A 12,993-nucleotide genomic window follows, 5' to 3' on the forward strand; every position below is an offset into this window, starting at 1 on the left:
AGTCTTTACCTTACCAACAACTTCACCATGTCTAGCCACATAATCATAATTCGGTAACATGAAAGTAATAATCGAGCCTTTTATACCACTTTCAGGTTCAGCAATCTGTATATATACCGTCCATTACTCAGTAGCTTTGACGTGATTGGCATCCCTTCTGGTACTCTGATTATAGCCATCATTTGAAAGGACAACCAATGGAAGCCTAATATTCCCTGAAGTCGGATTATGTCCTCCTTCTTCATGTCCTGCATGTGGCTCCACATCGATAAAGATTAGGTCTCCTTGTTGTGGCATTACCATATCACAGACTCCTTGCCAACCGCTACGCCCGTATCAATGTCATTCAGTTGGGCAATTTCAGCATCAAAATCAATATCATCAAATTCACCATTTAGCCAAGGATTACTCTCAACAGGTTTATATTCCAGCACCCCATCTGACTTGGCAACTAATAAATATTTGGACTTTTCAGGCACTCCCACTTTCTGTGGAACAGTTAAAACAAGAGAATTACCAATTTTACGTGTCTCATACTCACCAATAACTCGTTCTTTCCTTCTTGTTGGCATATTGATTGCCTCCATTCGTATATATAACGCGTTGTTCTAGGTTTGACACATTTTGTTCAATCATTGATTTTAAGCCCACTGCGTCCGTGCTGTAGTTGCTCGTGAGCTTTGATTACATTCCAAAGAAAGATCGTTGATAGACGGCTATCCAAGCCATTCATGGTATCCGTTCCCGGATGTTCAAAGTGACTAACAGTGTTCAAATTATTAAAAGCTGTTTCAATATGTCGTTGTTGATTCTTTAAGAATGCTGGGTTAGTTTGATCACTTGGTCGCATATTTTTTCGCAATGGAAACCAGAGATGAATGCCATAGGTCCGCTTTAGAAACTCTTGCAACGGTCGGCTTAAATAACCGCCATCTGCTAACACATATTTGGTGGGACTCTTGCTTAATAATTCAATGGCTGCCTTGCGGTCATCTATGGAAGCTGGTGTTAATTTCCAATTAACAGAGTAACCATCGTTAGTCATGACGGCATGTAATTTGAATCCATAATAATAAGTCTTTTTGGTGGCGTTATAGCCTTTATTGGCAATACTTCGCAAGACTTTTGCTTGATTGCTGCGTCGTGCTGAAACTAATGTAATTGGCGCACTATCAATGATTTCATAAGCTGGCTCATGCACAAACTTTTTCAACATCCAAAGTCGAATTGGCTTTGCCGCATCCTTCAATTTACGACAGCGCCGATTACAGCGACTTCTTTCTGGGACGACGATTCCCGAAGCCACTAACATTTGATGGAAATGCGATTCACTGGATTCATGCAAGTCAATTCGAGCCAACATACAAGCCAAAATGATAAGGTCACTAACTTTAAGCTCACGATAATTACAACGATATCGGAATTCTTTCGGCAGTTTTTCATAGAAAGGTTTGATAATTGACACGAATTTCATGACAGAAACTTGAATTGGATTGAATTTTGCGATAACTTTAGGGAGGCCTAGCATTTACGATTCTTCTTTCTTGGTTTGGACGCCTTAGAAGTTACCGCAAATGCGGGCTTTTTGCATGCTTTAGACCCGAATTCACTATTTGATTTTTTAAATTATTACGAACCTAGCACAACGCGTTATATAAGTATATGCCACATAGACAATATCGATCAACAAACGATTACTTAATGTCATTGTCAAAGGTTAATCAAGTCCTGACTTGCATATCTGGGGCATGAGTACAACCGAAACGGCAACGACCGTTCATCTTTGTCGTTTAGCTTTAAATGATAATAATATCTTTCTGGAAAAACTCAGTGAGGTTTGAACGAATAGTTTCCATATTATAGTACAAGTAGAACTTGGCAAAGACGCCTGTGAAACGACGGATGCCACGATTTAGAATTAACAATTAAAATTAGAATGTGATTTTGATTGACTGCTTCAGATCGCTCTCTGAACGGTTATTTTTATTGGTCAAAATCAAGCTTTAAAAGCTAACTTTAAGCGCCTAGCAATCCCGTCAAGCTGGTAAATCAACATTAAACCATTAAACGGCCTGATTCCGAAAAGTATCGAAATCAAGCCGTCCAAATCAAGATCATTGCTTACTTTTAAATATCAAGTAACCAAAGACAAGTATAAACCCAATAATAAGCACACCAACTGTAGTAATCGGCACTCTCAATTGTAAAAGTACATAGATAAATACAATAACAATTAGCAATCCACCGTATCGCTTAAAAAACGTTATAATTGAATTATTTGGAAAATATTTCTTAATGTAACTGAGCAACAAAATGATACTAATATAGATGATTACATGTGTTAGAACTGACAAATACATAGTATACACAATTCCCTAATTTCCGTTTACAATACTAAGCTAAAACGTGACACGAATAGCCACCTGAGTAATTTACATCCATATATATCTGATTGTGTCGGTGATTGTTATTATAATGATTTAAATAGATAGACATTGAATTAAAGTATGCAGTAGCGGTTGTTGCCACCGCAGCCGCACCGCCATCAGTAAATAAAGTCCCAATTACTCCCGCCACGTCAAACCCATATTCAATATTTGATAATTCATTTGTCATTTCTGCCACTGCCGCATTACTTGTAAAATAGTATCTTGTTCCCCACCAAAAATTAGTTGCTGTATAATGACTGTTCCAGGCTGCTTTCGATTCAGGAATAGATACTGTACTCTTAGTCACTGGCTCAATTGTTAAGTGTTGTTCAATGACAGTTTTATTGGCTTGACTAATTGATAACTTAATTTGTTTTAATTCTTGCTTATTAAAAGCTCCTGAAGCAGTATGATTTAACTGATATCTATTATTTAAAACAGTAACATATGGATTGATCTTTTGAATTTGAGATTCCGTTAACCCAGTAGCATTATGTTCTTGACTAGTGGTATGTCGTTGCTTGTATGCAGCAGTTACCACTGTGTTGGAAGAGTTATCAGTTGCATTCGCACTGGCCTCAGTTGCAGATTCAAGTACGATTGGCGCTAAAAGCACTGTCGCTAATAAACCATAAAGCACGGGACTTTTCAACATAGTAAAAACATCCTTTCTGAAATCCTGATTAAGAAACAACCAATATGTTACGAAGTTATATTAACATTTGTAATTACTTACAATCTTCAATTTATTGTAAATTTATTGTTTACCTTTTTGAAGAAAAGATAAATTTTTTGTAAAGTCGTTTTTTAAGACCTGCCTTCAATATGTTAATCTAGTCACTATTCCTGTTCTACTAGAGTGTGTCTTCAAAGCATACAGATAGCATAAATATTACCAGTCCTGTTACCCGATCTATTCACAAAAATAGCCTGAAATCTTGTCATCGCTTTAGCGATAAGAGATTCCAGGCTATTCTTTTTTCACCCATTGGGTGAAAAAAGAAACTCCACTTATGTTATTGTGAAGTCACCACAACACACACATTAACAGCAAGGAGAGTTTCCAATGTCAATCTTACATAAAACCCGATTAAACAGCAATACTAAAGTTCAAATTAAAAATAATCGAGTGTTATTTCAATAAATTAAAGCATTTTAGACATATTGCGACGCGCTTTGATAAGTTAGCGTCGTCGTTTTTAGCATTTGTCCAAATTGCGACTATATTTCTACTTACAAAATAATTTGAAGACACGTTCTAAGGACAAAGAAATTTGGGTCATAATTATTGCCCATTGCCAACTAAGCGATGGATGATGACACTGATACCGACCTTAAGAAACCACTTCTTATATCAACTGATAACTCAGATTCAAAACTAAAAAGACTACCAACCAGGAATTTTATCCTTAATTAGTAGTCAATGTTAAATTTTGGGGGTTTATTTAACCCAAAATCCCAGCCTAGATATAAGGTCTTAACAACCTGCCCTTAATTAACTTGAATAATTCCAGCCGCTAACAAGAACATATGCGTCACCACTGGCCCGACAAAAGTAAAGCCATGGCGATGCAAGTCTTTCGCCACCCGTGCCCCCAAGGCCGAACGCATCGGCAATTCATCGTCTGGCGCTGGCATGATGAACGGCGTTGCATCGACAAATGCCCATAAATAATGACTGAAACTGCCATATTCGGCCTGCAACTTTACAATCGCCCGCGCATCGGTCATGATTGCACGTAATTTCCGACCATTATGCATCACGCCCGGCGCTTGCATCAGTCGTTCAAAGTCTGGTTCATCAAAGCCGGCTACTTGGTCCACCCGTAGTCCAGCCATGTGTTGACGCAAGCTTGGCAACTGACTCGCCGCCACCTGCCAACTGAGACCGGTTTGCAAGATCCCGACGATCAACAATTCGAATAAGACATGATCATCATGTGTTGGCGTACCGAAATACGCGCTGTAATCTGCAACCCCATCAGCCATAATCTCATTAAAATCATCGCTCGCAATCATTTGGCACTCGCCAACCAATACCCATTTTCAATCCGATTCAGCAATGTCACTAGTTGCTTAGTTTCGGCAACATCGTGTACCCGCAAGATTCGGCCACCTTTTAACATCATCGCCGCTTCCGTCACTAAAGTCATTGGCAAGCGGTCTTCTTTCTTCAGACCCAATAAGAGTCCCAAGTAACCTTTGCGTGAGATGGCAACCATCATCGGCCGTTTTAAATAATTGAATTCATCAATATTACGCATCATCACGTAGTCTTGTTCACCATGAGCAACTTTGGAATACCCGATGCCTTGATCTAAGGCGATTCGTTCTAGATCAATCCCCGCCGCGGTCAATTCAGCTAGATTTTGCTCGAAAAACTGCCGCATGCTACTCGTTAAGTCCGCATACTCTTGGTCACGACTACTATGCATCGTCAATAAGCCCACCCGGCTATCCGCCATTAATTGTAGCTTACGCGGATCATCCGTAAAGGCATTCACGTCATTAATAATGCTGACGCCTTCCGTTAAGACTGCTTGCATCACGGGATACTTGTACGTATCGATGGCCAAGACGGCTGCTGGAAATTGGGCTTTAATGGCCCGAATATATGGCAAGGTCCGATCTAGCTCTTCGGCTGGTGTGACTTCTTTAAAGCCGGGCCGCGTCGTTTGACCATTGACCTCGATGACATCGGCACCCGCTTGCAGCATCTCATCGACGTGCGCCAAGACATCGGCCATCGTTTCGTAGCGGCCACCATCGTAAAAGGAATCAGGCGTAATATTCATAATGCCATAGATTAAGGGTTTCGTCGTTAAATTGAAGCGATGATCACCCGCTTGCCAGTAGATGTCATATTGCTTCATGATTTGCGTCAATTGAATCTGCACGGTCGCCTGTTGTTGAAAGACTTGGGACCAGTGCCGTGTTAATTGGCGGGCTGCTGGTTGGCTGAGCAGCATCGTCAAAGCCGCCGGACTCGCCTGTACGACGCCATCTAATTGGTGTGCCAATTGGGTTAACTTGACTTGTTGTTCCCGGTCATACTGCGTAAAACGGAGCACGAGCTGTTGTTCCCGGTTGATTTGGGTACTCAGCGCCTGACTAGCAAAGTCGCGCGCTTCAGCAAATGTACTGGTAATATCTTGAACTAACATCGATGCCACCTAACCTTTCCTTGTTCACAATTGTTGTTTGAGTTGTTGAGCGGCTTGACCACGATGACTCAGTGGAATCCGCCATTGATCTGGCAATTCAGCTAAAGTGCGGCCCAAGCACGGTAACCAAAATAACCGATCAAAGCCACCCGAATACTGACCGATTTGGACCGGTAATAAATAACCAGTCACGGTTGCCTGGGCGACCACGACGCGACCATCTGGCCAAGCTGCCGCCAATGTGGCGCGCATCACAGCACGACGTTGCGCTAACGGTAAGCTATTTAGTGTAGTTATAATCTCACGATTACGATCAGAACCACTTACGGCAACTCCTAAGTCCCGCGCTGTCGTCACCCCGAATAAGTCTGGGCGCGCCGGTAGTTCTAAGCCACTATCATCCGCAATGGCTGGCTGTTGCAAGGCTCGTGCCGCAAACCGCGCTTTTCCGACGGCATTATCGACATAACTGGTCGTAGTTTCAGCCGGAAAGTTCAGGCGCGGATAGCGGGTTAAATATTGGGATGCCGAGACGCCATAATAGGCCAAGCAGCGTCGTAAATCATCACTCTTCCCCCGATTATTGGAAGCAATCAGCCAATCAATGCCCATCGCTAAACACCTGCCAGCCCGTTTGTTGTAATTCACGCATCACATAAAAGGATCCCGTCACAATAATCGCCCCATTATCAGCCACGGCTTGTTGCGCTAACGCTAGTGCGGATTGAATCGTTGACGCCGCTTGAATCTGCGGTTGAACCGCTTGTTCGTCCGCGACAGTCTGTGCCACCGCAGCTAAGGCAACCGCTGACAAAGCCCGTTGTGGATTAGCTGGCGTATTGGTAATCACCGTGGTTGCGGCAGGCACAAGTTGTTGTAACATCGGTTCATAATCTTTATCCTTTAAGACCCCGACGACCCAGACTAATGGCCGATGCGGCAATAACTGCTGTACACTCGTGACTAAGGCCTGCATACCATCAGGATTATGCGCGCCGTCCGCAATGATCAACGGCGCTTCTTGAAGGACGGTTAAGCGACCAGGCAATCGAACTTGCTGTAACCCAGTTCGTACTGCCATGGTGGTGATTGCCACCTGTTGCCGTTGCAGCACCGCGACAACCGTTAAGACTAAGCTGAGATTTTGTAACTGATAGTCGCCTACTAAACCGAACTTTAACGTTGACCAATCGAATAAATCGCTACTCATTGAGACCGTTGTGCCAGTAATATCACGCTGCTGGACTTGAACTTTTAACTGCTTTGCCACCACTAACGGCACATGTTGGGCTTCAGCTTCAGCCGTAAAAACGGTAGCCGCGGCCGGCGCTTGATTAGCTAACGTAACAACGGTGGTCTTCGGCTTAATAATCTTTGATTTATTGCGGGCAATCGCCGTAATCGTCGGGCCTAAAATAGCAGTATGGTCCAAGGCAACCTTCGTAAAGACGGTAACTTGTGGGCCCGCCAAAGCATTGGTCGCATCATATTGACCGCCTAACCCGGCTTCAACCACGGCCCAATCAATCCCTAAGTTGCGAAACCAGACCATCCCAATCAAAAAGAACCATTCAAAGATCGACACCTCGGCCGCCGTCAATCCCATATTCGTTAAGACGGGCACAATCTCTTGATACGTATCAATAAATTCCGCCGCCGTAATCCAGCGGCCGTTCACTTGCAATTGCTCACGCGCGTCATTAATCGCTGGACTACTAAAACGCCCAACTTGATAGCCTTGCGCTTGCAAAATACTGGCCAGCATTGCACCGGTTGAGCCTTTACCATTGGTTCCCGCCAGATGGATCACGTGAAAGTGTCGATCCGGTTGATTTAAATGCTGCATGATCCGCCGCAATAATGGCACTCGATCCGTCTCAGTCACGAGCATGGCTTGATTCAATTGACCTAATAATTGCTGATAACGAGCCTCAATCTTAGTCGTTGTCGTCATGTGTCACCTGCCTACTGATTAATTCGTTGTAAAAATTCCCGCTTTAAGTCTAAGTCAGCACGGAACTTCCCGCTATAATAACTACTTTCAGTCTGAACACCCGGCTTGCTGACACCCCGCATCTCCATACACATATGCCGCGCCGTGATTGACACCGCAATCCCAGCTGGGTCTAAAATCCGTTGCAGTTCCGTCGCAATCGTTACCGTTAAGCGTTCTTGAACGTTGGGTTGCTGACTGCAATAGTCGATCAACCGAGGAATCTTACTTAGGCCAATCACTTGATCATGCTGTGGCACGTAGGCAACTTGAACCGTCCCAAAGAATGGTAACAAATGATGTTCACACATTGAATAGAACGGGATATCTTTTAATAAAACCATTTCAGTCGGATCAGTAATTTTAAACAACTTATAGTTATCGAATGGGGCCGCGGTCTTCGTTGCAAAGACTTCCGCATACATCCGAGCGACACGGTCGGGCGTCTCAACTAACCCGGGACGATCGGGATCTTCACCGATCGCCGTTAAAATCTCACGTACTGCGTGGCGAATCGTCGCCTGTTTCGTTTCATCAATCATCTTGCTCACTCACATTCCCTACATTTTTAATCCAACTCGTATCTTGATTGGCCGCAATCAAGCCGGCCAGCTGAGGTGCTACTAATGGATCATCTTTCGCAATCTCAGCAGTTGGCAACAATACAAAGTTCCGTTCACCAGCATGGGGATGTGGCACTTGTAACGTTGCCGTGTTAATCTGGCGACGGCCCCAGAAAATAATATCTAAATCAATCGTCCGTGGTCCCCAATGAATATCACGTTGCCGGTGCAATTGTTGTTCAATCATATGTAACGCCGTTAAAAGTTGATCCGGCGTTAAAGTGGTCGTTAGTGCGACCGAAACGTTGTAAAAGTTAGCTTGATCGCGCTTACCCCAGGGCTCCGTTTCATACCAATTCGACGTAGCTAACACCGTCACAGCTGGTAAAGCGCGCAACTGTGCCAGCGCCTGTCGAATCGACGCCACGCGCGGATGAATATTCGAACCAACACTTAGATAGACTCGTTCGTCACTTGACATGTGGCGCCCCCTCCACTTCAATCTCGACATCGTCAAAGATACCTGGCATCGGCACACTGTACTTCCGAATTTTGACATTAATCGTCTCCACCGTCGGAAAATGATCGAGTAAAGCCGCTAACAAGTGATTCGCCAACGATTCAATCAACTTATAGGAATGCGTAGTGACGAATTCATCCGTAATGGCGCGGACTTCGGCGTAATTGATCGTTTCATGCACATCATCATGCCGAACTTTCGTTTCGATCGGATATTTAATTGCAATATCCAAGGCTAATTGTTGCCCGTTGCGCCGTTCTTCTGGTAATACCCCGTTAAACGTGTGGACGCGCAAGTTATTAATCCGAATCATTCCCATTAGAATCCCTCTTTAGCTGTTTTTAACTACCATAATAGCATGAAGCACCCGCTTAGTGATAGTAATCCGATGAATATCGAACTTTCATTCCAAAAATGTTTGTCAATTGACCCAAAAACACGAACCTTCCAGTTCGAAGATTCGTGTTTTTAAAGTCTATGAATTTTGTAATCCAGTTTCAAATTTAAAGACCTTCCCAAGGTACTGACTTGTTAACCCCGGTGTCCGTTCCACAATAAAAGTCGCGACGGGCGATTGGGCCATTTGCGTTTGAATAAAGTCCGTATTGACTAAGCTGGCGAGTGATAAGACCACAAAAATCACCAAGTAAGTCAGCACAAAAGCCACCGCCCCACCAGCTAAGCTGTTAACTTGCTTAATAACCGGTAACCAAGTCACACTGCGCGACACTCGGGCTAATAGGCGGATCACTGACCACCCCAATGATGAGAGTAGGAAAAATGACACTAAGTTAATCACCAAACCACTGATGGCACTCTGATTCATGAGTTTCATCCCGGTTAATAAGTTGGCAATCAACGTGCCTAATGGTTGGTAAAGCAGCCGCGCAAACACGAGGACCCCAATCGTCCCAATCAAGTGCAACACTTCAATAACCAAACCGCGGTGAAAGCCGCGCATGATAGCTGTCACTAATAATAGTAAAATCACAATTGTAAAAATCATCGATATAAAATCCTCCTGTGTTCGTGCTCTTATTTTACCAGTTCCGTGCGTGGCAATACCGGCAACCAACTAAAATTAAGGCAAATTTAGAGGGTAATCATCTTAATTAACAACACCGTCTAACTGGTAACCACATACCCTGATCTTAGCCTGTAACTTGACTTCCGAACCGTTTTTCGTTACCTTTAATAGTAACTGTTACCATTTAAAAATGGTCATTATCTTAGAAACGGAGCACCCCACATGCGTTTAAAGCAAATCTTCTTAGGCGCCGTCCTACTACTAGGGCTTAGCGGCGTCTTAGCCGGTTGTCAGCAGACAGCCAGTCCGACGAGTCATGGTCAGATTAAAATCGTAGCTAGCTTAGATTTTTACGGTCAGACGGCTAAAAAAGTCGCTGGTAAGTACGGCCAGGTCAAGTCGGTGATTGATCGACCAAGTATCGACCCGCATGACTATGAAGCCACCGTTCAAACAGCCAAGCAAACGAGTACCGCGCAATTATTGATTTATAACGGCTTGGGCTACGATGACTGGATGAGTAAGCTGATTACCAATAAAGCGCAAAATGCACAAGTCATTCAAGTTGGACAAGATGTGGCCGGACTAGCCGATGGTGCCAACGAACACATCTGGTATGATCCAACCACGATGCCGAAGCTGGCGCGACTCATTGCCAACCGTCTCGGTCAACTGCAGCCCGCCCATCGCCAGTATTTTATAAAGCAGGCAAAAGCCTATAATGCGAGTTTGGCCCCATTAACGACCGAAATCAAACAATTGAAGCAACACGTCCACGGTCAAAAGGTGGCCGTTAGCGAACCGGTCTTTGACTACGCATTAAAAGCGTTAGGCTACCAGATCAGCAATAATCACTTCGCCAAGTCAATCGAAGAAGGTGCCGATCCGTCACCGAAAGACATTCAGCAGATGCAACAAGACATTAAGCATCATCGAATTGCTTTCTTTGTCGAAAATACCCAATCAGACAGTAACTTAGTCGATAATATGGTGAAACTAGCTAAAAAAGCCGACGTTCCGGTCCTTAAAGTCACCGAAACTTTACCGGCTAACCAAACGTATGCCAGCTGGATGCTGGATCAGTATCGCCAACTCGCTAAGATCCAGGCACACAACTAACTATCCGTAACTAAAAGGCCTTCCAGAAATTTCAATAATTTCTGAAAGGCTTTTTAGATTAAGCTTAATTCTTTTGCCGCTCATCGCGTAATAATAGCGCTAAGATTACGCCAACAATTTCAACCCCCAGCATCGTCAAGAAGACGGCATGGTAACCATGCAAGTTAGCAGCTAATGTTGGAACCCCAGCCTTTAGCTGTGCCGCCGTCACGTTGGATAAGATCAATGTCGCGATGGCGACCCCGGCAGAGCCTAAAATTTGCCGTACCGTGGTAATCACCGCAGTACCATGCGAAATCAGCTGGTTAGGCAATGAGTTCGCTCCTAAGGTCACCGCTGGCATCATGACAAAGGCGTTCCCGCCTTCAATCAAAGCGGCGATTAGGATCATCGTGGCTAGATTAAGCTTAGTCGTGATTAACGCTAGGATCAGCCACCCCACGACAATCATACTCATCCCAATCAACATGATCTGCTTATAACCAATCTTTTCAGCTAACTTCCCAGTTAATGGATTCAAGATACTTAAAAAGACCGCCCCAGGAACTAAAGATAAACCTGAAATAAAGGGTGATACCTTTAAGACCCCTTGGTAATACAATGGAAAGACAATGGTAACCACAATTAGCGCAATATAAGAAATTGCCGTTAAGAAGATTGCCAAGTCATAATTAAAAGTCTTTAAGACCCGTAATTCAAGTAACGGGGTCTCCAGATGGAATTGCCGATACGTGAAATAGGCTACCGCCAGCAGTGATACGATCAATAAGCCCCAGCCAAACGTCCAATTAACATTTGGTTTACCAATCTCATTAACCACGTACAAGATTCCAGCAAAGCCTAATAACATCACAATTGATAATCCATCAAGCTTCGACGGCTTGCTGACCATGACATCTTGAATCGTGACAAAGCTCAGCACGATTAAAATCGTGGCAACAGTAATAAAGACTAGGAATAAACCATGCCAGTCCGTAAACTTCAACACGACCCCAGAAATAATCGGCCCACTAGCTAAGGCAGAACCCATCACTAGTCCGGCCACTCCCATGGTTGAGCCACGTTTAGCTTCTGGCGTGATGGTCAGTAGAATGGATTGATACGATGGAAATAAGACCCCGACCGCCGCGGCCTTGATCAAGCGACCAACCATCATTACCGCAAAACTTGGCGCGAAATAAATAATAATTGAACCAATATCGAACAAGACTAAAACAGTTAAGAATAATTTCTTAAAGCCAATATTATTTAGTAACCATGGACTGATCGGCATCATCACGACCATCGTCAACATGAACCCGGTCGTTAACCATTGAACTGTTGAGGCTGAAATCCCGAAGTCCTGCATAAACGTTGGGTAAACCGTGGATAATGACGATTGACTGATCGACATTGTCCAAGTCCCCGTTAACAACGTAAAAATAAACCAGAAACGGCGCCGCCCGGCTAGGGTAATCGTTGTTTTGGAATTAGTCATTTACTCTCCCTCTCTCACTTTAGAACTATTATCATCTAACAGTTACTATTGTACTCATTTTAAGTCGGAATGTACAGGTACGTTCACGACAAAAAACGGTTAACCTAAGCGACTTAGCTTAGATTAACCGTTACACATTCTCGTTATTCAGCTAACATGGCGGCGCTAACCGTTTGTAGCTTGGTATGGTCTAATTCACCAGCTTTAACTAACGCCATCTTCTTCAGCGCAATCACCGCCCGGTATTGCAGTTCAGCCACATTGAGATCATCCCGTAAGTCATAATGGGTTATTGTGACGTAAGCAGAGTTTTCGTAAACTTTTTCCACTTTAGCATAAAAATCATAATCGGTATTACCATTCTTTTGGCACTTAACACGATCCCCCACAGCAATTTTAGCCATCACTATCACTCCACTTCATAAAATATGCTAATAACATAGCACGGAATGTGGTGAATAACAATTAACAGCACCGTTAACCGTGAAAATCAGGGGCTATTTTAAAGTATCTTTACAAAAGTAAGGCAAGGTAACGAATGAATCCAACACTGTTTCCACTAATCATCGTTATTTGAAGATACAAAAAAAGTGTTTAGGTTTTATCCTAAACACTTTACTGTTTGCATGGCAACGTCCTACCCTCGCAGGGAGCGATCCCCCAACTACTCTCGGCGCTAAGAAGCTTGACTTCTGTGTTCG

General features: G+C 43.7%; 14 protein-coding genes and 1 pseudogene. 2 read left to right on the top strand and 13 right to left on the bottom strand.

All coding sequences use genetic code 11. The features are described from left to right. Positions 1–296 precede the first annotated feature (296 nt). From FFM80_RS08595 to FFM80_RS08605, 3 genes are all read right to left on the bottom strand, one after another. A complete protein-coding gene (locus FFM80_RS08595) occupies positions 297–572 on the bottom strand; it encodes a hypothetical protein (protein ID WP_137640412.1) in 276 nt (91 codons plus the stop codon). Between the two features lie 56 nt (positions 573–628). Beyond that, positions 629–1,528, bottom strand: coding sequence for an IS982 family transposase (locus FFM80_RS08600; RefSeq protein WP_137640413.1), 900 nt, complete (start codon positions 1,526–1,528; stop codon positions 629–631). 866 nt (positions 1,529–2,394) lie between these two features. After that, a complete protein-coding gene (locus FFM80_RS08605) occupies positions 2,395–3,084 on the bottom strand; it encodes a hypothetical protein (RefSeq protein ID WP_137640414.1) in 690 nt (229 codons plus the stop codon). A gap of 466 nt (positions 3,085–3,550) precedes the next feature. On the opposite strand from FFM80_RS08605, the pseudogene FFM80_RS08610 reads away from it, so the two are divergent. Beyond that, a pseudogene (locus FFM80_RS08610) lies at positions 3,551–3,673 on the top strand (IS5/IS1182 family transposase); the annotation flags it as partial. A gap of 247 nt (positions 3,674–3,920) precedes the next feature. Here the strand turns inward: FFM80_RS08610 and FFM80_RS08615 are convergent. The 8 genes from FFM80_RS08615 to FFM80_RS08650 form a co-directional block, all read right to left on the bottom strand. Continuing rightward, on the bottom strand, positions 3,921–4,448 hold the full coding sequence (locus tag FFM80_RS08615) for a DNA-3-methyladenine glycosylase I (protein ID WP_137640415.1): 528 nt from the start codon (positions 4,446–4,448) through the stop codon (positions 3,921–3,923). Next, positions 4,445–5,593: a dihydropteroate synthase gene (gene folP / locus FFM80_RS08620; RefSeq protein ID WP_137640416.1), complete on the bottom strand. Its 1,149-nt coding sequence runs from the start codon at positions 5,591–5,593 to the stop codon at positions 4,445–4,447. The genes FFM80_RS08615 and folP overlap by 4 nt, the downstream gene beginning before the upstream one ends. A gap of 24 nt (positions 5,594–5,617) precedes the next feature. Further along, positions 5,618–6,205, bottom strand: a complete 588-nt coding sequence (locus FFM80_RS08625) for a non-canonical purine NTP pyrophosphatase (protein WP_137640417.1) — start codon at positions 6,203–6,205, stop codon at positions 5,618–5,620. Next, positions 6,195–7,547 carry a bifunctional folylpolyglutamate synthase/dihydrofolate synthase gene (locus FFM80_RS08630; RefSeq protein ID WP_137640418.1) on the bottom strand — a complete coding sequence of 451 codons (1,353 nt, stop codon included), beginning with the start codon at positions 7,545–7,547 and terminating at the stop codon, positions 6,195–6,197. The genes FFM80_RS08625 and FFM80_RS08630 overlap by 11 nt, the downstream gene beginning before the upstream one ends. Before the next feature lie 11 nt (positions 7,548–7,558). Beyond that, positions 7,559–8,128, bottom strand: a complete 570-nt coding sequence (gene folE / locus FFM80_RS08635; RefSeq protein WP_137640419.1) for a GTP cyclohydrolase I FolE — start codon at positions 8,126–8,128, stop codon at positions 7,559–7,561. Continuing rightward, entirely contained in the window at positions 8,121–8,630 is a 510-nt protein-coding gene (gene folK, locus FFM80_RS08640) for a 2-amino-4-hydroxy-6-hydroxymethyldihydropteridine diphosphokinase (RefSeq protein WP_137640420.1), read from the bottom strand. Before folK ends, folE begins: the two co-directional genes overlap by 8 nt. After that, positions 8,620–8,988: a dihydroneopterin aldolase gene (folB, locus tag FFM80_RS08645; protein ID WP_137640421.1), complete on the bottom strand. Its 369-nt coding sequence runs from the start codon at positions 8,986–8,988 to the stop codon at positions 8,620–8,622. Before folB ends, folK begins: the two co-directional genes overlap by 11 nt. Before the next feature lie 156 nt (positions 8,989–9,144). Next, complete coding sequence (locus FFM80_RS08650; protein ID WP_137640422.1) at positions 9,145–9,675, bottom strand: CvpA family protein; 531 nt, start codon at positions 9,673–9,675, stop codon at positions 9,145–9,147. A gap of 243 nt (positions 9,676–9,918) precedes the next feature. Between FFM80_RS08650 and FFM80_RS08655 the strand changes: the two genes are divergently transcribed. Next, positions 9,919–10,815, top strand: a complete 897-nt coding sequence (locus FFM80_RS08655) for a metal ABC transporter solute-binding protein, Zn/Mn family (protein WP_137640423.1) — start codon at positions 9,919–9,921, stop codon at positions 10,813–10,815. Between the two features lie 64 nt (positions 10,816–10,879). Here FFM80_RS08655 and FFM80_RS08660 read toward each other — a convergent pair whose 3' ends face one another. After that, on the bottom strand, positions 10,880–12,292 hold the full coding sequence (locus FFM80_RS08660; RefSeq protein WP_137640424.1) for an MFS transporter: 1,413 nt from the start codon (positions 12,290–12,292) through the stop codon (positions 10,880–10,882). A 143-nt stretch (positions 12,293–12,435) separates the two neighbouring features. Then, complete coding sequence (locus FFM80_RS08665; protein WP_137640425.1) at positions 12,436–12,696, bottom strand: DUF2187 domain-containing protein; 261 nt, start codon at positions 12,694–12,696, stop codon at positions 12,436–12,438. Between the last annotated feature and the right edge of the window lie 297 nt (positions 12,697–12,993).

The sequence above is a fragment of the Lactiplantibacillus dongliensis genome, assembly GCF_005405105.1.
Taxonomy (GTDB): domain Bacteria; phylum Bacillota; class Bacilli; order Lactobacillales; family Lactobacillaceae; genus Lactiplantibacillus; species Lactiplantibacillus dongliensis.